At 74.2% G+C, this 19,298-nt stretch carries 17 protein-coding genes; 8 read left to right on the forward strand and 9 right to left on the reverse strand.

Going from position 1 to position 19,298, the window contains the following annotated elements:
- Window positions 1-3: 3 nt before the first annotated feature.
- Window positions 4-234 (reverse strand): hypothetical protein, encoded by a 231-nt coding sequence (locus tag OG500_RS21770; protein WP_329582648.1) that lies wholly within the window; start codon window positions 232-234, stop codon window positions 4-6.
- Window positions 235-803: 569 nt separating this feature from the next.
- Between OG500_RS21770 and OG500_RS21775 the strand changes: the two genes are divergently transcribed.
- Window positions 804-1,187 carry a cold-shock protein gene (locus OG500_RS21775; protein WP_327068357.1) on the forward strand — a complete coding sequence of 128 codons (384 nt, stop codon included), beginning with the start codon at window positions 804-806 and terminating at the stop codon, window positions 1,185-1,187.
- 34 nt (window positions 1,188-1,221) lie between these two features.
- On the opposite strand, the gene OG500_RS21780 is transcribed toward OG500_RS21775, so the two are convergent.
- The 4 genes from OG500_RS21780 to OG500_RS21795 are packed head-to-tail and all read right to left on the reverse strand — an operon-like array spanning window position 1,222 to window position 4,764.
- Window positions 1,222-2,070, reverse strand: coding sequence for a 1,4-dihydroxy-6-naphthoate synthase (locus OG500_RS21780; RefSeq protein ID WP_327068358.1), 849 nt, complete (start codon window positions 2,068-2,070; stop codon window positions 1,222-1,224).
- 11 nt (window positions 2,071-2,081) lie between these two features.
- Complete coding sequence (locus OG500_RS21785) at window positions 2,082-2,774, reverse strand: futalosine hydrolase (RefSeq protein ID WP_327068359.1); 693 nt, start codon at window positions 2,772-2,774, stop codon at window positions 2,082-2,084.
- On the reverse strand, window positions 2,771-3,367 hold the full coding sequence (locus tag OG500_RS21790; RefSeq protein WP_327068360.1) for a hypothetical protein: 597 nt from the start codon (window positions 3,365-3,367) through the stop codon (window positions 2,771-2,773). The genes OG500_RS21785 and OG500_RS21790 overlap by 4 nt, the downstream gene beginning before the upstream one ends.
- Before the next feature lie 26 nt (window positions 3,368-3,393).
- A complete protein-coding gene (locus OG500_RS21795) occupies window positions 3,394-4,764 on the reverse strand; it encodes an MFS transporter (RefSeq protein WP_442789354.1) in 1,371 nt (456 codons plus the stop codon).
- A 690-nt stretch (window positions 4,765-5,454) separates the two neighbouring features.
- Here OG500_RS21795 and OG500_RS21800 point away from each other — a divergent pair.
- The 3 genes from OG500_RS21800 (at window position 5,455) to OG500_RS21810 (ending at window position 10,493) form a co-directional block, all read left to right on the forward strand.
- Entirely contained in the window at window positions 5,455-6,333 is an 879-nt protein-coding gene (locus OG500_RS21800) for a DUF3027 domain-containing protein (RefSeq protein WP_327068361.1), read from the forward strand.
- Between the two features lie 164 nt (window positions 6,334-6,497).
- Window positions 6,498-9,872, forward strand: a complete 3,375-nt coding sequence (locus OG500_RS21805; protein ID WP_327068362.1) for a sacsin N-terminal ATP-binding-like domain-containing protein — start codon at window positions 6,498-6,500, stop codon at window positions 9,870-9,872.
- 48 nt (window positions 9,873-9,920) lie between these two features.
- Window positions 9,921-10,493 (forward strand): flavodoxin family protein, encoded by a 573-nt coding sequence (locus OG500_RS21810; protein WP_442907144.1) that lies wholly within the window; start codon window positions 9,921-9,923, stop codon window positions 10,491-10,493.
- 42 nt (window positions 10,494-10,535) lie between these two features.
- Here OG500_RS21810 and OG500_RS21815 read toward each other — a convergent pair whose 3' ends face one another.
- Both OG500_RS21815 and OG500_RS21820 read right to left on the reverse strand, forming a co-directional pair.
- Entirely contained in the window at window positions 10,536-13,004 is a 2,469-nt protein-coding gene (locus tag OG500_RS21815; RefSeq protein ID WP_329582656.1) for an HAD-IC family P-type ATPase, read from the reverse strand.
- A gap of 86 nt (window positions 13,005-13,090) precedes the next feature.
- Window positions 13,091-13,393 carry a DUF2530 domain-containing protein gene (locus OG500_RS21820; protein WP_327068365.1) on the reverse strand — a complete coding sequence of 101 codons (303 nt, stop codon included), beginning with the start codon at window positions 13,391-13,393 and terminating at the stop codon, window positions 13,091-13,093.
- Between the two features lie 146 nt (window positions 13,394-13,539).
- On the opposite strand from OG500_RS21820, the gene OG500_RS21825 reads away from it, so the two are divergent.
- Complete coding sequence (locus tag OG500_RS21825; RefSeq protein ID WP_327068366.1) at window positions 13,540-14,946, forward strand: NCS2 family permease; 1,407 nt, start codon at window positions 13,540-13,542, stop codon at window positions 14,944-14,946.
- A gap of 70 nt (window positions 14,947-15,016) precedes the next feature.
- Here OG500_RS21825 and OG500_RS21830 read toward each other — a convergent pair whose 3' ends face one another.
- Together OG500_RS21830 and OG500_RS21835 are read right to left on the reverse strand one after the other, a co-directional pair.
- Window positions 15,017-15,277: a hypothetical protein gene (locus OG500_RS21830; protein WP_329582659.1), complete on the reverse strand. Its 261-nt coding sequence runs from the start codon at window positions 15,275-15,277 to the stop codon at window positions 15,017-15,019.
- A 25-nt stretch (window positions 15,278-15,302) separates the two neighbouring features.
- On the reverse strand, window positions 15,303-15,989 hold the full coding sequence (locus tag OG500_RS21835) for a histone deacetylase (RefSeq protein ID WP_329582662.1): 687 nt from the start codon (window positions 15,987-15,989) through the stop codon (window positions 15,303-15,305).
- A gap of 184 nt (window positions 15,990-16,173) precedes the next feature.
- Here OG500_RS21835 and OG500_RS21840 point away from each other — a divergent pair, with 184 nt between their 5' ends.
- The 3 genes from OG500_RS21840 (at window position 16,174) to OG500_RS21850 (ending at window position 19,289) form a co-directional block, all read left to right on the forward strand.
- A complete protein-coding gene (locus OG500_RS21840) occupies window positions 16,174-17,097 on the forward strand; it encodes a DUF4231 domain-containing protein (RefSeq protein WP_327068369.1) in 924 nt (307 codons plus the stop codon).
- Window positions 17,098-17,276: 179 nt separating this feature from the next.
- Window positions 17,277-17,711, forward strand: coding sequence for a MarR family winged helix-turn-helix transcriptional regulator (locus tag OG500_RS21845; protein WP_327068370.1), 435 nt, complete (start codon window positions 17,277-17,279; stop codon window positions 17,709-17,711).
- Window positions 17,712-17,831: 120 nt separating this feature from the next.
- Window positions 17,832-19,289, forward strand: coding sequence for an MFS transporter (locus tag OG500_RS21850; protein ID WP_442789194.1), 1,458 nt, complete (start codon window positions 17,832-17,834; stop codon window positions 19,287-19,289).
- Window positions 19,290-19,298 lie beyond the last annotated feature (9 nt).

Below are 19,298 nucleotides of genomic sequence, written 5' to 3' on the forward strand. Positions count from 1 at the left end.
GGCTCAGGCCTGCGCGTCGGCCCGGCGGCGCTGCGCGCGGGCCGAGCGGAACAGGCCGACCAGCGCGAGCAGGAAGCCCAGCGGCATCAGCATGCTCGCGAAGTAGGCGGGGGTCGGCAGCGGGGTGAGGTGGAAGAAGAGCGGGACGAAGGTCGCGATGGTGGCCAGCGCGCCCACGATGAAGACCACCGCTCCGATCCGGACCAGGCCCTCGCCCGACGCCTTGCTGCTCACGGCCGCCTCCTGCTGCACCTGTCGCCCGCCCGCGGCACTCCCGCGGAGCCATCGCCCCAGTCTCGCAGAACCCGGACCGCAAACCGGACCGCGAGCCCGCCCGTGGCCCGGCCCGTGCCGGCCGACCCCTCGCCACCTGCGTCGATCCGGGCCTCGTCACTGCCTGCGGTTCGCCGGGGACAGCGAGTTTCGGACTCCCGGTGGCGGGGGTATGCAGGTTTCGCACGGGGTCGCCCGATCCCATCGTCCAGCCAAGGGGGTGTGAGCCGTGACGTCCGCCCAGCCGTCGTCAGCAGGCCGTGTCACGCCCTGGCCGGCCACACTCGCCAGAGCCGGATACCAACCACCGGACGTGTGCGAGTGAAACCCTTGACCGGCCGTTAGCCTGCCGCCGACGGACGCCGTTCACCGGCCCGTCCGGGTCGGCGGCCACCCGCGACCCCCCGCCGGGCGCACCGCGCACGACGCACCGCAGGTGAGACCGGCCCGTCCCTGATCCGCACCGGGCACCCCGACGACGACGCCGGGGCGCCGCCACACCCACCCCATCCACACTGAGGACATTCGAGATGCCCACCGGCCAGGTCAAATGGTTCAACGAGACGAAGGGCTTCGGCTTCCTGTCGCGCGACGACGGTGAGGACGTCTTCGTCCACAGCAAGGCGCTGCCTGCCGGCGTGAGCGCACTCAAGCCGGGGCAGCGGGTGGAGTTCGGGGTGGTCGCCGGGCACCGCGGCGACCAGGCGATGGGGGTCACCCTGCTGGACGCGCTGCCGTCGGTGGCCGCCGCGCAGCGCCGCAGCGCCGACGACATGGCACCGATCGTCCAGGACCTGATCACCATGCTGGACGCCGCACTGCCGGGGCTGCAGCACGGCCGCTACCCGGCCAAGCCGGCCGGGCAGAAGCTGGCCGTGGTGCTGCGCGCGGTGGCCGACCAGTTCGACATCTGAGACGTCGAGCTGCGGCAGGCCTTCCCGTGCCGCGTTACGGGAAGGCCAGCGCCTCGGGCGCCAGGGCGGGCACCAGGCCCTCCTCGGCCGCCCGGGTCAGCAGCGCGCGCACGGCCGCGTAGCCCTCGTCGCCGAGCCCGGCGGTGAACTCGTTGACGTACAGCCCGATGTGCTGGTCGGCAACGGCCGGGTCCATCTCCTGCGCGTGCGCCAGCACGTATGCGCGCGAGGCGGCCGGATCGGCCCAGGCCGCCTCGACCGAGCCGCGCACCGCCGCCGCCAGCTCGCGCAGCCTGGCCGCACCGAGCGAGCGCTTGGCGATGATCGCGCCCAGCGGGATCGGCAGCCCGGTCGCCGCCTCCCAGGCCTCGCCCATGTCGGCCAGCTTGGCCAGCCCGTACTCCTGGTAGGTGAAGCGCGCCTCGTGGATCACCAGCCCGGCGTCCACCCGGCCGTCCCGCACCGCCGGCATGATCTCGTGGAACGGCAGCACCACGATCTCGCCGAACCCGCCGGGCACCGCGGTCGCGGCCCAGAGCCGGAACAGCAGGTAGGCGGTGGAGCGCTCGCTGGGCACCGCGATCCGGCGCCCGCTCAGGTCGCCCTCCTCGCCGGGCCGGGTGAGCACCAGCGGGCCGCAGCCGCGGCCCAGTGCGCCGCCGCAGGGCAGCAGCGCGTACTGGTCCAGCAGCCAGGGCAGCGCGGCGTAGCTGACCTTGAGCAGGTCCAGTTCGCCGCGCTCGGCGAGCCCGTTGGTGACGTCGATGTCCGCGAAGAGCACCTCGGGCGCCTCCTGGCCGGGCAGCAGGCCGTGCGTCCAGGCGTGGAAGACGAAGGTGTCGTTCGGGCAGGGCGAGTACGCGATCCGCAGCGGCTCAGCCACCGGTGGTCTCCTCAGTCGAGCGGGTGCAGTGCGGTAAGTCGGTCGTAGGGCAGCGCGGCGAAGGCGCGCTCCAGCGCGCCCAGCGCCTCGCCGATCCGCCAGGCGGCGCGGTCGCGCGGGCCCACGGCGTTGGAGACGGTACGCAGCTCCAGCACCGGCACACCGCACCGGACGGCGGCCTCGGCCACCCCGAAGCCCTCCATCGCCTCGGCGACGGCGCCCGGGTGGCGGCCGGTCAGCTCCGCGGCGCGTTCGGCGCTGCCGGTCACGGTCGAGACGGTCAGCACCGGCCCGACCACCGCCCCGGTCGCCCCGGCCAGCAGCGCGAGCGCGGCCGGCGACGGGGTGTGCCGCACCGTGCCGAAGCCCAGCTCGGCCACGTCCTGGAAGCCGTCGGGGGTCTGCGCGCCCAGGTCGGCGGCGACGATCGCGTCGGCCGCGACCACCGAGCCGATCGGCGCGTGCGGGGCGAAGCCGCCGGCGATGCCGGCCGAGACCACCAGCGGGTGGCGCCCGGTGGCCAGCGCCAGGGCGGTGGCACCGGCGGCGGCGGCCGGGCCGACTCCCGCGGTCACCACGGTGACCCGGTCGGCGCCCGCGCCGCGCAGCACCGCCTCGGCCTCGGCGGCCACCGCGACCACGACGAGCAGCCGAGCACCCCCAGGAGGGCTCGGCTGCTCGTCGGCGCGCTGGGGCAGGGTCACTGGCCCTGCGAGGGGTCCTGACCCTGGCTGGCGTCCTGCGACTGCTGCTGGCCCACCGGGGCGGCGTCGTTCTGCAGGTCGAGGAACCAGACCGCGATGATGCCCGGCTTCGCGGAGTCGGCGGTCTTCGGGTCGAACTCGATGATCGTCAGCGTGGTGTCGCGGACCTGGGTCAGCACGTTCACGGCCGGGACCAGGCCGGAGAAGGTGCTGGTCTTCTGGTAGTTCGCGATGGTGGCCGTGCCCTGGCCGCCGCCACCGTTGGTGTAGGCGCGCCAGCCGTTCTTCGCGCTGTCCGGGTCCAGGCCGACGCCGATCTGGTCGCTGGTCTTGATCGACAGCTTGCGGAACTGGGCGGGCTGGTTGGAGAACGCGGCGCAGGCCTGGTTGGCGGCGGCGTCCAGCGGCTTGCCGCCGTTGTAGCAGACCGGGTCCGGCGTGAACTCCTGCGAGGAACGGCCGATCGTGACGGTGGCCTTGGTCGCGATCGGCTTGGGCTGGCCGGAGGCGTAGGCGATGGACCCACCGAGCGTGCCGGCGCCGATCACGACCACGGCGCCGAGGGCGGCGATGACACGGGTGCTGAGGCTCATGGACGAAGGCTATCCAACTCTGCCGGTCACGCGACGCGGGGGTGCGGTGCGCCGCCGCGAACGCCCAGCCGGACCAGCGCCAGCACCGTCCAGAGCAGGGCCACGCCCAGGATCGCGGCGGCGACCGACAGACCCAGCGTGCCGTTCAGCGGCAGCAGGATGCCGAGCGCGCCGCCGGCCACCCAGCACAGCTGCATCAGGGTCTCCGAGCGCGCGAAGGTGGAGGTGCGCACCGCCTCGGGGACGTCGCGCTGGATCAGCGAGTCCAGCGCGAGCTTGGCCAGCGAGGCGGCGATCCCGGCGACCGCGGCCACCGCCAGCACGGTGACCAGGTTGTACCAGATCGCGGCGGCTGCCGCGGCTGCGGTGGCCAGCAGCAGCATCGCGGTGATCAGGGCCTCCGAGCCGCGGCTGCGCAGCCAGGAGCCGAAGACCGAGCCGAGCGCGTTGCCGCCGCCCGCCGCCACCGCCAGCAGACCCAGGCCCACCGTCGGCGATACGCCGCCGACCGGGGCCACCCGCACCAGGAAGGCCAGGAAGAGGGTGAGGAAGCCGCTCAGCCCGCGCAGCGCCGCCACCGCCCGCAGGCCCAGGATCACCGCGGGGCCCACCGTGCGCAGGGTGCCCTTGGGCCGGGGCGCCGCATCGGCCCGGCCGTCCTGCGCGGTCGCGTCCTGCGGGTCGGCGTGCGGGCTGGCGTGCAGCACCGCGCGCTGCTCGCCCTTGGCGGAGTCCACCTGGTGCGGCAGGTGAAAGGCCATCAGCGTGCCGATCACGAAGACCAGGAAGGCGCCGCGCAGCGGCCACGAGGGCCCGGCCAGGTGCAGCAGCCCGCCCACCGCGGCGGCCAGGCCGGTGGCCAGCAGGCCGGCCAGGGTCACCCGGGAGTTGGCCTTCACCAGCGTCACCCGGGCGGGCTTGAGCCGGGGCACCACCACGCTGCGCACCACGCCGTACGCCTTGGAGGCCACCAGGCAGCCCAGTGCCTCCGGATAGAGCGTCAGGTTGCCGTCGGCGATCGAGCCCGCCATGGTCCAGGCGAGCACCGCCCGGGTCAGCATCGCCATCGCCATCGCGGCCCGGCGGCCGTGCGGCAGCCGGTCCAGCAGCGGGCCGATCACCGGGGCGAGCAGCGCGAACGGGGCCATGGTGACCAGCAGGTAGAGCGCCACCCGGCCACGGGCCTCGCTGGTGGGCACCGAGAAGAAGATGGTGGAGGCGAGCGCGATGGTGATCAGCATGTCGCCGAAGGAGTTGAGCGCGTGCAGCTCGATCAGCTTGGCCAGCCCGGACTCGCCGGCGCCGTCGGCCGAGGTGGCCTTGCGGATCCGCCGTCCGGTGCCGTGCACCACCCGCCCGGTGCCCAGACCGGCCGCCGAGGCACCGCGGAGCAGCAGGTTGCGCCGGGCCGGCGGCTCGGGCTCCGGGACCGGATCGAGGTCGGCCTCCGGGGCCGGGTCCGGTTCGAGATCTGGTTCGAGATCCGGTCCGGGGCCGGGATCGGGCTGCGGAGCCCTGATCTCGGGGCGCGCGGACTTGGTCAGGTCGACCGGCGGACTCGTCCCGGTCGCGGGCGACCCGGGCAGCGGGGATCCGTCCGCCGGGTGCGGATCCGCATCGTCCACCCCGGGGATCGAGAGCTGCTGTCGCGGCACGGCGACCGGCCTGGCGTGCTGCGACGGAGTTTCGTCCGCCACACAGGCAATCCTGCCTGACAAACCCGCCCGGGACGAGGGATTACGGCCCGCTCGGCGCGGTCGGGCACAGCTGCTACTCTCGACGGCCGCTCATCGGGCTGTCGCGTGGACCTGCGCGGCGGGTAGCCTGCACTACGAGCCCTAGGGTGGAGCGCGCGGTGCGCCGGTCGGCCTGGCCCGACGGCGGCGCGGCCGGTCCCCGTGAGGCTCGCGGTCACGCAGAATAGGGGCCGGTACCTCGAGCGAGCGGTACCGCGGTTCGGTCGACGACGCGGTGGCCACGGGCGCGCGCCCCCGGTGGCCGAGACGTCCCGAACGGCCCGGGCGAGACACCGGGCGATTAGGCTGCAGGTAAGAAGACTGGAGAGAACCGACGCCGTGAGTGCTGCGATGCGAAGCCGTACCCCAGACCGGCTCTGTGCCGAGGCCGTCGAACTCGCCAGGCAGGCAGCGATCGAGGCGGTCGGCGCCGAGGCTGTCGGCGCGCATCTGGCGGCCCGGGCCGAAGGCGAACGGGTGGTCACCCACACCTTCGAGTGCCTGGACGCCGCCTACCGTGGCTGGCAGTGGGCCGTCACCGTGGCCCGTGCGCCGCGCGCCAAGCTGGTGACCCTGGACGAGGTCGTGCTGCTGCCCGGCGCCGACGCGGTGCTCGCCCCCCAGTGGGTGCCGTGGAGCGAGCGGCTGCGCCCCGGCGACCTGGGCCCGGGCGACCTGCTGCCCACCGGCGCCGACGACGAGCGGCTGACCCCCGGCTGGTCCGGCGAGGACGAGCCGGCGCCCAACTCCGCCGTCTTCGACGGCGAGGAGGACCTGGAGCTGTCCGACCCGCACGTGCAGCCCGCGCCGGCCCGCGCGCAGATCGGCGCGGTCGCCGACGAGCTGGGGATGGCCCGCCCGCGGGTGCTCTCCCGGCTCGGCCTGCACCTGGCCGCCGACCGCTGGGAGAAGACGCACGGCCCGCAGAGCCCGATGGCGCAGTCCGCCCCGGCCTCCTGCACCAGCTGCGGCTTCCTGATCGCGATCGGCGGCTCGCTCGGCCAGGCCTTCGGCATCTGCGGCAACGAGTACGGACCGGCCGACGGCCAGATCGTCTCGCTCGCCTACGGCTGCGGCGGCCACTCCGAGGCGGCCGTGCTGCCGGCCCCGCCGGTGCCCGCCGAGCTGATCCTGGACGAGACCGTGGTCGAGCCGCTGCACCTGCACCCCGACCGGGCCGGCGGCTCGGTGGAGCCGGACGCCCCGGCCGAGGAGCTGGGCCACTCCTGACCAGCTGACCCGCACCGTCGTACCGGAGCCCCGGAGCGTTCGCCGCCCGGGGCTCCGCCGGGTCCGGGCCCGTCCCCGGTGGCCGTGGTCGGCGGGCGCCCCGACACGGGGGAGAATGCCCCCAACGGATCTCGTGTGACGGTTGGGGAAGGCGGGCGGGTCCTGTGGAGCCTCGCATCATCGGCAGTGGCGGCGACGGACAGGCGGCCGACCACTTCGGCACGGCCGAGGTGCGCCGCCGGGTGCTGGACGGCTGGACGGCCGCCGCGGCCCGGTTCCGGGAGGACGCCAACGCCGAGGAGGAGTTGGCGCTCGGCGGCTACCGGGACCGGCTGGTGGTCGAGTTGGCGCAGAACGCGGCCGACGCCGCCGCGCGCGCCGGACGCGGCCCGGGCCGGCTGCGGCTGACCCTGCGCGACGGCGTGCTCGCGGTGGCCAACACCGGCGCCCCGCTGGACGCCGCCGCCGTCGAGTCGCTCTCCACCCTGCGGGCCTCCTCCAAGCGCGCCGACACGACCCCCACGGTGGGCCGGTTCGGGGTCGGCTTCGCGGCCGTGCTGGCGGTCAGCGACGAGCCGGCCATCCTCGGGCACAGCGGCGCGGTGCGCTGGTCGCTGGCCGAGGCCCGCGCGCTGACCGATCGTGCGGCGGGGGAGGCGCCCGCACTGGCGGAGGAGTTGCGCCGCCGCGACGGCCACGTGCCGCTGCTGCGGCTGCCGCTGGCCGCCGAGGGCGAGCCGCCGGCCGGCTACGACACGGTGGTGCTGCTGCCGCTGCGCGACGGTGCCGCCGAGGACCTGACCCGCCGTCTGCTCGACGGGGTGGACGACGCGCTGCTGCTCACCCTGCCGGGCCTGGGCGAGATCGTGATCGAGATGCCGGACGGGCGGGTGCGCACGCTGACCCGCTCGGCCGTCGAGCGGGCCGAGCACGCCGAGGAGGGCGGCCTGGGCCAGGTCACCCTCACGGAGCAGAGCGGGAGCGGCACCGCGGTCTCCATCTGGCAGACCGTCACCAGCACCGGCGCGCTGGCCGCCGAGCTGCTGGCGGACCGTCCGGTGGAGGAGCGCACCCGGCCGTACTGGACGGTGACCTGGGCCGTCCCGGTCTCCGCCGCCGGTACCCCGCAGCCGCTGCCGGTCGCCCCGGTGCTGCACGCGCCCACCCCGAGCGAGGAGCCGCTGGGCCTGCCCGCGCTGCTGATCGCCTCCTACCCGCTGGACTCCACCCGCCGCCACGTCGCACCCGGGCCGCTCGCCGACTTCCTGACCGAGCGCGCCGCCGAGGCCTACACCGACCTGCTGCGGGCCCGCGGCGCCGACCTCGGCTCGCTGGTCCTGGTGCCCGGGCCGCTGGGCCAGGGCGCGCTGGACAACGCGCTGCGCGCCGCGGTGCTCTCCCGGCTGCCCGGCACCGCCTTCCTGCCGCACCCCACCGCCGTGGAGGAGGGCACCCCGGCGCTGCGCCCGCGCGACGCCACGCTGCTGGAGGGCGCGGACTCCTCGGTGGTCGAGGCGCTGGCGCCGATCTTCCCGGGGCTGCTGCCGGCCGGCCTGGAGCGGCGCGCGGAGCTGCGCGCCCTGCAGGTGCGCCGGATCCCGCTGGCCGAGGTGGTCGACCAGCTCGGCGGCCTGGACCGGGAGCCGGCCTGGTGGCGCAGCCTGTACGGGGCGCTGGCCGGCGCCGACCCGGAGGCGCTCGGCGCGCTGCCGGTGCCGCTGGCCACCGGACGCACCGTCACCGGGCCGCGCCGGGTGCTGTTGCCCTCCGACGACGCCGACTGGGCGGGCTTCCCCGGCTACCCGCAGGCGCTGGCCCAGGCGCTCGACCTGCTGGACCTGCGGCTGGCCCACCCCGATGCCGCGCACCCGCTGCTGGCCAAGCTCGGCGCCACCGTCGCCACCCCGGCCGGGGTGCTGGCGACCCCCGAGCTGCGGGCCGCCGTGGCCCGCTCGCTCGACCTGGGCGAGGACGACTTCGAGGCCGCCGCCGAGCTGGCGGACGCGGTGCTCGGGCTGGTGCGGGCCGCGGGGGCGAAGGCCGGGGACCACCCGTGGCTGGCCCGCCTCGCGCTGCCGGACGACGAGGGCGAGCTGGCCCGGGCCGGCGAGCTGATCCTGCCCGACGGCCCGCTCGCCCGGCTGGCCCGCCCCGAGGACGCGCCCTTCGTGGACGAGGACCTGCTGGAGCGCTGGGGCCCCGAGGTGCTGGCCGCCGTCGGGGTGCTGGGCGACTTCGTGCTGGTGCGCGCCGAGGACGCGGTGCTCGACCCGGACGACCTGGAGCGGCTGGACCCGACCGCGCCCGCCGACCGGGCGGTCGGCGGCAACCCGACCGGCCTGCTGGACGAGGCGCCGGACGGGCTGGCCGACTGGTGCGAGGAGGTCCTGGAGCAGCTGCACATCGACGACGCCGAGGTCGGGGTGCCGCCGGTGGCCGCGGAGCTGCTGGTGGTGCGCGACCTGGACCTGGTGGACGAGGACGCCTGGCCCGAGGCGCTGGCCCGGCTCGCCCGGCCGCCCTACCGGGACGCGGTGATCACCCCCGTGCGCGCCCTGCTGCCCGACGGCAGCTACACCGACCTGCCGCCCTACACCGCCTGGTGGCTGCGCGACCACCCGGTGCTGGACGGCCGCGAGCCGGCCGGCCTGCGCGCGGCGGGCGGCGACTGGCTGCTGCGCGGCCTCTACGACGAGGCCCGCACCACGCTGGACGAGCAGTTCCTGCACGCGCTCGGGGTGCGCACCACGCTGGCCGCGCTGCTCGCCGAGCCGCACGGTTCGGAGGAGCTGCTGGACCACCTCACCGACCCGGCGAGCGAGGTCTCGCACCGTCAGCTGCACGGCATCTACACCGCGCTGGCCGGCGTGCAGGGCGGATCCTCGCCGGACCCCGGCTGGGGCGAGGAGCACGACGAGGTGCGCGCCCTGCCGCCGCTGGACGAGGCCACCGGGCGCCGCCCGGCGCACACCGTGGTGGTGGACGCCACCGAGGCCGTGGTCGCCGACGCCCCGGACCTGGTGCAGCTGCTCCACCCCTACCCGCTGGTCCCGGTGGCCCCGGAGCTGGCTCCGGCGCTCGCCGAGCGGCTGCACGTCTCGCTGGCCAGCGAGGTGGCCGGCGGCCGGGTGCTCTCCGAGGGCACGCTGCACCGGGTGCCCTCGTTCGTCCGGGAGCTGCTGCCCGGCTGCCCGGCCGCCTACGAGGAGCACGAGGAGCTGCTGGTGGTCGGCCCGGACGGCGAGGAGGCCGCGGTCGACTGGCGCTGGGACACCGCCGCGCCCTCGCCCGAGCTGCCCTACGACCCGGAGCTGACCGAGGCCGAGGACGAGGAGGACGGCACCTACTGGCCGACGGTGGGCGGCGAGTTCGAGGTGCCGCCGGTGGCCGGGCTGCTGCACGCGGCCACGCCCGAGGGGCTGGCCGCCGGGCTGGCCTGGTCGGTGGGCCAGTGGCACCGGCGCTTCGAGGTGCTGGCCGCGCTCACCGAGCCGGACCGGGCCTACGAGCTCTCGGCGGCCCGCGACTTCGAGTCCTGAGAAAGGCCCTGGAGTCCGGCGAGCCCCGGTGGCTACCCTGTGGCCGTGATCGACACAGCCGAGGGCGCCACCGGGCGCAGGTTCCTCTTCCTGCTCGCGAGCACCCGCTCCGAGGGCAACACCGAACTGCTCACCCGGCGGGCGGCCGAACAGCTGCCCGCCGCGGTGGAGCAGCGCTGGCTGCGGCTGAGCGAGCTGCCGCTGCCGCCGTTCACCGACATCCGGCACGCGGGCGAGGGCCGCTACCCGCAGCCCGAGGGCCACGCCAGGACCCTGCTGGAGGCCACCCTGTGGGCCACCGACCTGGTGATCGCCTCGCCGCTGTACTGGTACAGCGTGAGTGCCGACGCCAAGCTCTACCTGGACCACTGGGCCAGCTGGATGCGGGTGCCGGGCGCGCAGTTCAAGGCGGGCATGGCCGCCAAGACGCTCTGGGGCGTCACCGTGCTGACCACCGAGGACCACGCGCCGGCCGACCCGCTGGTCGGCACCCTGCGGCTGTCCGCCGAGTACCTGAGGATGCGCTGGGGCGGCGCGCTGCTCGGCACCGCCAACAAGCCGGGCCAGATCGCCGAGGATCTCGGGGCACTGGAACGGGCGAAGACCTTCTTCGCGTCCTAGTGCCGCGTCAGACAGGCCCTGGGGCCCCGGCCGCTGCTCGTCCTACTCCTCGTCCAGCGAGCGCCGGACGAACCGCCAGACCACCTCGAGCAGCAGGCCGGCGACCACGGCGACGGCCACCCCCGTCCAGGGGTCGCGGATGCCGACCAGCTTGAGCTGGAAGAAGTCGGAGAGCCAGGGGACCACCAGCACCAGGGCGAATGCCCCGCACATGGTGGCGATCAGCAGCAGCCGCCACCAGGTGTACGGGCGGGCCACGATCGCCAGCACCCAGATCGCCACGATGAAGAGCGTCAGGGTGGCCACACTGGTGTCGGCCTTCAGGTCGGTGGCGTGGTCGCCGCGGGCCAGCACGTAGGCGACGAAGGTGGCGGTGCCCGCGATCACCCCGCCGGGGATCGCCAGCCGCAGCACCCGGCGCACGAACCCGGGCCTGGCCCGTTCGTTGTTCGGCGCAAGCGCCAGGAAGAAGGCCGGGATGCCGATGGTCAGTGCGCTCAGCACGGTGGAGTGCCGGGGCAGGAACGGGTACGGCACCTGGGTGAAGACCACCAGCAGCGCCAGCAGGACGGAGTAGACCGTCTTCACCAGGAACAGGCTGGCGACGCGCTCGATGTTGCCGATCACCCTGCGGCCCTCGGCGACCACCGAGGGCAGCGTGGCGAAGCTGTCGTTCAGCAGCACGATCTGGGCCACCGCCCGGGTCGCCTCGCTGCCCGAGCCCATCGCCACCCCGATGTCGGCGTCCTTGAGCGCCAGCACGTCGTTGACGCCGTCGCCGGTCATCGCCACGTGGTGCCCGCGCGACTGCAGCGCGCCGACCAGCTCGCGCTTCTGCTGCGGCGTCACCCGGCCGAAGACGGTGGTGCGCTCGGCGGTGTCGGCCAGCGCCTCGGGCTCGGTGGGCAGCGTGCGGGCGTCCAGCGGGTGGTCGGCGCCCGGCAGCTCCAGGCTCGCCGCCACCGCGCCGACCGAGACCGCGCTGTCGCCGGAGATCACCTTCGCCTGGACCCGCTGCTCCTCGAAGTAGCGCAGCGTCGCGGCGGCGTCCGGGCGCAGCCGCTGCCGGAGCACCAGCAGGGCCAGCGGCGCAAGGCCCTTGGCCGGGTCGGGGGCGTCCAGCGGGACGGTGGTGCGGCCCAGCAGCAGCACCCGCAGGCCCTGCGCGCCGAGTTCGTCCACCGCGGTCAGCGCGGGGTGGCCGGTGGGCAGCAGCACGTCGGGGGCGCCGAGCAGCCAGCCGGCCTCGGCGCCGTCCGGCTCGCGCAGCTGGGCGCCGCTCCACTTGCGGGCGGAGGAGAAGGGCACCGCCTCCAGCACCCGCCAGCCGCCGCCGTCGGCGGTGCTGTCACCGTCGCCGGTGCGATCGTCCTCGGGGGCGGCGGTGCCGTAGGCGTCCAGGATCGCCCGCATGCTCGGGTTGGGCCGGGCGTCGGCACCGGCCAGGGTGCCCAGCACCTGCTGGAGCCGGCCGGGCTGCGCGTCGCCGTCCAGCGCGCGCAGCTCCTGCACGTCCATGCCACCCTCGGTGAGGGTGCCGGTCTTGTCCAGGCAGACGGTGTCCACCCGGGCCAGCCCCTCGATCGCCGGCAGCTCCTGCACCAGGCACTGCTTGCGGCCCAGCCGGACCACCCCGATCGCGAAGGCCACCGAGGTCAGCAGCACCAGGCCCTCGGGCACCATCGGCACGATGCCGGCCACCGTGCGGCGCACCGCCTCGCGCCAGTCGTTGTGCTCGACCGACCACTGACTGATCACCAGGCCGATCGCGGTGGGGACCAGCAGGTAGGTGATGAACCGCAGGATGGTGTCGATGCCGGTGCGCAGCTCGGACTTGACCAGGGTGAACCGGCTGGCCTCCTCGGCCAGCTGGGCCGCGTAGGCCTCGCGGCCGACCTTGGTGGCGGTGAAGGCGCCGGAGCCGGCCACCACGAAGCTGCCGGACATCACCGCGTCGCCCGGGCGCTTGTGCACCGGGTCGGGCTCGCCGGTGAGCAGCGACTCGTCGATCTCCAGGCCGTCCGCCTCGGTGACCTCGCCGTCCACGATCACCTTGTCGCCGATGCCCAGCAGCACGGTGTCGTCCAGCACGATCTCGCCGACCGCGATCTGCGCCACCTGCCCGTCGCGGCGCACCTCGGGGCGGGCCTCGCCGATCAGCGCCAGGCTGTCCAGGGTCCGCTTGGCGCGCACCTCCTGGATCACGCCGATCGCGGTGTTGGCCACGATCACCAGGCCGAACAGGCCGTCCTGGATCGGGCCGACCACCAGGATCACCGCGAAGAGCACGCCGATGATCGCGTTGAACCGGGTGAAGACGTTGGCCCGGACGATCTCCGGCACCGACCGGCTGGACCGCACCGGTACGTCGTTGACCTGACCCTGGGCCACCCGTTGCGCCACCTCGGCGGCGCTCAGGCCACCCGGACGGACGAGGGTGCCCGGGCCGGCCGCGGCCGGGGCGTCGGCGGGGTCGTCGGCTGGCGTGCTCCGGTCGGCGGGGTGCGTCATGGCACCGACTCTACGGGCGGGAAATGTCCGGTGCGTCCCTCTATGGGACCGGTCGGGCCGACCGGGTGGACCACTCGGCGGGGGGCTCAGTCCTCCTCGCGGCGGACACCGTCCGTCGGGGTCCCGGTGGCGGACGCCGCGGCGTCCGCGGCCCGGGAGCGCTGGATCGCCGCCCGCCTGCCCCGGCAGTACCACACGCCGATCAGCCCGAGCAGGCCGCCGGCCAGGCAGACCCAGGGCCAGTTGCCGTGCCCGTGCTCCCGCAGCGTGCTGTGGAACGGGAGCAGCACCACGAAGCCCAGGAACCAGAGCGCCGTCCCGCCGCCGACGATCGCGACGTCGTTGGCTTCCATGGGAGGCGGTGAGGGGTGCAGCGGGGTCTTCGGCATGGGGTTCAGCCTACGGCTTCGGATGTGCGCCACCTGGACTGATGCGCGCTCGGGAGGGGCGCCGAATCTACGCGCGAAGATGGCGCGTGCACGACCATGAACACATACTGAAGGCCCTCCTTTGCCCCCACCAGAGGACATATCGCATGCCTTCCGCGGCCCTCGACCGCTACTTCCGGATCTCCGAGCGCGGCTCCAGCCTGCCCAGGGAGATCCGTGGCGGCGTCGCCACCTTCTTCACCATGGCCTACATCCTGGTGCTGAACCCGATCATCCTGTCCAACGCCGTGGACGTGAACAAGCACGCGCTGAGCTTCCCTCAGCTGGTCACGGCGACCGCGCTCACCGCGGGGCTCACCACCCTGCTGATGGCGGTGATCGGCAACGTGCCGATCGGCCTGGCCGCGGGCCTGGGCGTGAACACCATCGTCGCGCTCCAGCTCGCGCCCAAGATGACCTGGCCGGACGCCATGGGCATGGTCGTGCTGGCCGGCATCTGCATCATGCTGCTGGTCGCCACCGGCTTGCGCGAACGGGTGATGACCGCCGTGCCGCTCGGCCTGCGCAAGGCGATCGCGATCGGCATCGGCCTCTTCATCGCGCTGGTCGGCCTGGTCGACTCCGGCTTCGTCAGCCGGGTGCCCGACATCGCCCACACCACCGTCCCGCTGCAGCTCGGCATCGGCGGTCACCTGCACGGCTGGCCGGTGCTGGTCTTCGTGCTCGGGGTGCTGCTCACCCTCGTGCTGGTGGTGCGCAAGGTGCCGGGCGCGATCCTCATCTCCATCGTGGTGATGACCCTGGTCGCCGTGGTGATCCAGAAGGCCGCCAACCTGCCCGCCGAGGCCTGGGGCCTGACGGTGCCCAAGTGGCCGGGCAACCCGGTGTCCACCCCGGACTTCTCGCTGGTCGGCCAGGTCAGCCTGTTCGGCGGGTTCCACCACGTCAGCGTGCTGACCGGGATCCTCTTCGTCTTCACCGTGCTGATGAGCGCCTTCTTCGACGCGATGGGCACCATCCTCGGCGTCGCCGACGAGGCCCACCTGCTCGACCGGAACGGCGACCTGCCGGGCATCAACCGGATCCTGATGGTCGACGGCGTGGCCACCGCGCTGGGCGGCGCCACCTCCTCCTCGGCCAACACCTGCTTCGTCGAGTCGACGGCGGGCGTCGGCGAGGGCGCCCGCACCGGCTTCGCCAGCCTGGTCACCGGCGCGCTCTTCATGCTCGCGCTCTTCCTGACCCCGCTGGCCACCATGGTGCCGGCGCAGGCGGCGACCCCGGCGCTGGTCACGGTCGGCTTCCTGATCCTGGCCAACTCGATCCGCGAGATCGACTGGAGCGACTACACGATCGCCATTCCGGCGTTCCTGACCATGGTGCTGATGCCGTTCACCTACAGCATCACCAACGGCATCGGGATGGGCTTCATCACCTTCTGCGTGCTGCGGCTGGCGACCGGGCGCGGGCGCAGCGTGCCGGTGGCGCTGTACGTGGTGGCGGCGGTCTTCGCCTTCTACTACATGATGCCGGCGCTCGGGCTGGCCAAGTAGCGCTCGCCCGACCCGTCGTGAGCCCGGCCCCGCGGTGTGCGGGACCGGGCTCACGGCGTACGGCGCGGGGTCAGGACTGGCCGTAGGTCCCGCTGGACCAGGCGGCGCCGGTGTCGGTGACGTAGAGCACGAGGTTGTCGTCGTTCTGCACCACGAGGTGGCCGCCGGGGACGGAGGTGTAGGTGCCCGTGGCCCAGAGCGCCCTGCCGTCGGGGCCGTGGACGACGAGGTTGCCGTCGGGCTGCATGACGGCGGAGGCGCCGGAGTGGCCCCAGGTGACCGGGGACCACAGGGGCTTGCCGGTGGCCTTGGAGCAGAGGACGAGGCCCATTCCGCGACGAGGTGCTGACGGTGCGTCAGGTCAGCAGGTCCGTGAGCTGCTGCGGGCTCCAGTGGCCGGCGGCGCCGGGGCGGGTGCTCAGGTAGGCGGCGATCTCGGTGGTGCGCCAGCCGTGCGCCTCGCGCAGGCCGGCCGCGAGGTGGTGCAGGTAGCGGGCGGACGGTGGGTTGAGCGGGGCCTCGGCCAGCGGCCAGGGGGCCGTGAAGGTGAGCAGCGGGCGGCCCTCCAGGTCGCCCGGGTGGATCAGGGTGTCGTAGCGGCCGGGGCCCAGGACGGCGCGGCCCTCGCGCAGGGCCTGGCGCAGGTCGAGGTCGGTGCCGGGCGGGCGGCGCATCTCCTGGGCGGCCAGGTCGCTCAGCTGGGCGGCGGTGATCAGGTAGGCGCGCGCCGCCGTGCCGTCGTGGCCGGGGGAGCCGGTGTCAGGGGCGGCAGTGGTGGCGGTAGTGGCGGCGGGGTCGTAGAAGGCCATGCCGCCGGTCCAGACGGTCGACTCCAGGGCGAAGTACAGCCGGCCCGGCAACCGGATCGCGCGGCTGTCGCGTGGCGGACGCGGGTCGCGGCAGCCCGGGTAGTCGCGGGCGCCGCCGAGCGGGCGGCCCCCGGCCAGGTAGGCGGTGAGCCGGGCCAGGTGCAGGTTGGAGCCGTAGGCGGCGTACCAGAGCAGCTTCGGGCCTGCCGCCGGGTCGGGGCTGTCGCCGGTCATGGGGGCAGCGTAGAGAACGGGATGCCCTGGCAGGGGGACCTGAGGGGGCGAACTCGCTGTGTTCTGAGCGGTGATGACGTCGGGTCACACCGGTTTCCGGACGCCGGGGCTGACCGGAAACCGTGCTGTGTAGCCCAGTTGGCGCTGGGCATACTGCCCGTGAGGTGTGAGGGGGCACTTGCCGATGGCGCGATGGGACCCAACGGGGATCGACGAGGCGGATTTCCTGCCGGAGCAGTTCCGCACCGCCGACCAGGCCTCGGTCGAGGCGCAGCGGCAGACCCTGCGCTGGTACCGCGGGTTGATCCTGATGCTGGTGGTCGCGGCGGCGGTCAGCGCGGTGATCGGTCCGGGCAGCGGCGGTCACGGCAGCGTCGCCCCGCTGATCTCGGTGGCGGCCTTCCTCGCGGCCGGCTACTTCTGGTCCAGGCTGCGGCAGGCCAACCCGCAAGCCCGCTGGTACGCCTCGCGCGCCGCCGCGGAGTCGGTGAAGACGCTGGCCTGGAAGTACACGGTGCGGGCTCGCCCGTTCGGCGGCCCGGCCGACTCGCCCGAGGTCGACGAGGAGTACCGGGCGCACATCGCCGAGGTGCTGCGGACCTTCGAGGAGACCGGGGTGCTGCCGCCCGACGCGGTGCCGGAGATCACCGACGGCATGCGGGAGTTGCGCGCCGCCGGGCTGACCGCGCGGCGCACCATGTACCTGCGGCTGCGGGTGGAGGGCCAGCGCACCTGGTACCTGGCCAAGGCGGACGCCTGCGAGTCGCAGGCCGTCTCCTGGGGGCTGGGGACGGTCGCGCTGATGATCATCGGTGGCGCCGCCGCCGTGGCGCAGGCCACCGGTGCGATCTCGGTGAGCCTGTTCGGCGCCTGCTCGGCCGCCGCCGCCGCGATCATCGCCTGGACCCAGCTCAAGCAACTGCGCCCGCTGGTCTCGGCCTACCAGCTGGCCGCCAAGGAACTCGACCTGGTGTGGGGCAAGTTGTCGGTGCTGGATCCGAACGACACGGACGCGGAGTCGACCTGGTCGCTGCTGGCCGGCGACGTCGAGGACGCGGTGGCGCGTGAGCACAGCAGTTGGCGCTCGCGTCGGGCCTTCCCGCGCTGAGCCGCAACCGAGCAGGCGCCCCGCCCGGGCCTGCCGGGCGCATGACCACCGCCGAGGGCGGCACCGGTTCCCCACCGGTGCCGCCCTCGCTGCTGTCCGTGGTGCGCGCTCGGGTGGTGGGGTGGTGGGGCGGTGGGGCGATTTTTAATTAGAGAGAGTAATGACGTAAGCTAAGTATCATGTCCGAGATGTCCGAGGGCGACCTCGCCGCTGTCAGTCAGCTGCGGTCGTCCGTGATGCGGCTGGCGCGGCGGTTGCGGCACCAGCATGTGGAGCAGTCCCTCAGTCCCACCGAGATGGGTGTGCTGGGGACGCTCGCGCGGTGTGGCAGTGCCACACCTGGGGAGTTGGCGCGGCGGGAGCATGTGCAGCCGCCGTCGATGACGCGAATCATCGCGATGTTGGAGGAGAAGGGGCTGGTGCGGCGGGAGCCGCACCCCGAGGACCGGCGGCAAGTGGTGGTCAGCATGACCGAGCAGGCCCAGACGATCCTCGACGAGAGCCGTCGGCGGCGCAACGCCTGGCTCGCGGAGCTGGCCTCCGGCCTGACCGAGGAGGAGTGGGCGACCGTGCGCGCGGCAGCGCCCGCGCTGTACAAGCTCGCGCACCTGTAGCGCAGGCGCAGCAGGACATCGGACGAGAGAGAGGACCACAGCATCACCGCAGGACCGACCAGGAAGACCAGCAGCGCGGTTCCGGCCACCACCGGAGCCGCGCCACGAGGGGAGCAGTACGTGACACCGCAGGGCGCAGCCGGCGCCGTCAACCGTCCCGACGACACCACCATCCCGACCTCGACCCTTGCCACTCCCGTGGCCACGCCGGTGAGTCCGCCCGGCGACGACGACCCCTGCGAACGCACCGCGGCGGCTGACCCCGCCGCGTCGGCGCGGTTCACCCGGCCCGGGGGGATGTTCTCCTCGCTGCGGGTGCGCAACTACCGGTACTTCTTCGCCGGGCAGATCGTCAGCAACACCGGCAGCTGGATGCAGCGCATCGCCCAGGACTGGCTGGTGCTGAGCCTGACCGGCAGCCCGCTCGCGGTCGGCATCACCACCGCCATGCAGTTCCTGCCCACGCTCGCGCTCGGCCTCTTCGGCGGCGTGCTCGCCGACCGGATGCCCAAGCGCCGGCTGCTGATCGCCACCCAGGGTGCGATGGGCCTGCTCGCCGCCGCACTGGCGGTGCTCACGATCACCGGTGCGGTGACCGAGTACTACGTCTACGCCTTCGCCCTGCTGCTCGGCCTGGTGACCGTGGTGGACACCCCGACCCGGCAGGCCTTCGTCTCCGAGATGGTCGGCCCCGACCACCTGAGCAACGCGGTGAGCCTGAACGCCGCCAACTTCCAGACCGCCCGGCTGGTCGGCCCGGCGGTGGCCGGTCTGCTGATCGCGGCGGTGGGCAGCGGCTGGGCGTTCGCGCTCAACGGGCTCTCGTTCGCGGCCGTGATCGGCGGGCTGCTGGCGATGCGGACCAGCGAGCTGCGGCCGGTCGCCCGGATCCCGCGCGAGAAGGGCCAGTTGCGCGAGGGGCTGCGGTACGTCAAGGAGCGGCCCGACCTCATGTGGCCGCTGGTGCTGGCGGGCTTCATCGGGACCTTCGGCTTCAACTTCCCGACCCTGCTGTCCGGTTTCGCCCGCGGCACCTTCCACGTCGGCCCCGGCCAGTACGGCCTGCTGAACACCGCGATGGCGCTCGGCTCGCTGGCCGGCGCGCTCTACGCCGCCCGCCGGGGCGCGCCGCGACTGCGCTGGCTGGCCGGCGCGGCGCTGGTCTTCGGGCTGCTGGAGGTGCTGGCCTCGGCCGCGCCCGGCTACTGGAGCTTCGCGGTGCTGCTCACCCTGATCGGGATCTTCGGGCTGACCTTCAACACCTCGGTCAACTCCTATGTGCAGCTGTCCACCGACCCCGAGATGCGCGGCCGGGTGATGGGTCTGCTGGTGCTGGTCTTCACCGGCGGCACCCCGATCGGCGCCCCGCTGGTCGGCTGGGTGACGGGGGCCTACGGGGCCCGGGTGGGCCTGCTCGCCTGTGGCGTGGTCTCGGCGCTGGCCGCGGCGGGGGTCGGCCTGGTGCTGGCCCGCTGCGCGGACCTGCGACTGCGGGTCGACCTGCACCGCGGCAGCCGGGTGGTGGCCTTCGTGCCGCGCCAGCGCAGCCGCAACAGCGAGCTGGCGCCCGCCTGCTGACGATGCGTT

This window comes from Kitasatospora sp. NBC_01250 (assembly GCF_036226465.1).
Taxonomy (GTDB): Bacteria; Actinomycetota; Actinomycetes; order Streptomycetales; family Streptomycetaceae; genus Kitasatospora.

Coding starts and splice junctions, on each gene's coding strand:
- OG500_RS21820 (WP_327068365.1), bottom strand. CDS start 13,393: ATGCCGAAGACCCCGCTGCACCCCTCACCGCCTCCCATGGAAGCCAAC.
- OG500_RS21775 (WP_327068357.1), top strand. CDS start 804: ATGCCCACCGGCCAGGTCAAATGGTTCAACGAGACGAAGGGCTTCGGC.
- OG500_RS21800 (WP_327068361.1), top strand. CDS start 5,455: ATGCGAAGCCGTACCCCAGACCGGCTCTGTGCCGAGGCCGTCGAACTC.
- OG500_RS21835 (WP_329582662.1), bottom strand. CDS start 15,989: ATGACCGGCGACAGCCCCGACCCGGCGGCAGGCCCGAAGCTGCTCTGG.
- OG500_RS21840 (WP_327068369.1), top strand. CDS start 16,174: ATGGCGCGATGGGACCCAACGGGGATCGACGAGGCGGATTTCCTGCCG.
- OG500_RS21815 (WP_329582656.1), bottom strand. CDS start 13,004: ATGACGCACCCCGCCGACCGGAGCACGCCAGCCGACGACCCCGCCGAC.
- OG500_RS21845 (WP_327068370.1), top strand. CDS start 17,277: ATGTCCGAGATGTCCGAGGGCGACCTCGCCGCTGTCAGTCAGCTGCGG.
- OG500_RS21825 (WP_327068366.1), top strand. CDS start 13,540: ATGCCTTCCGCGGCCCTCGACCGCTACTTCCGGATCTCCGAGCGCGGC.
- OG500_RS21830 (WP_329582659.1), bottom strand. CDS start 15,277: ATGGGCCTCGTCCTCTGCTCCAAGGCCACCGGCAAGCCCCTGTGGTCC.
- OG500_RS21790 (WP_327068360.1), bottom strand. CDS start 3,367: ATGAGCCTCAGCACCCGTGTCATCGCCGCCCTCGGCGCCGTGGTCGTG.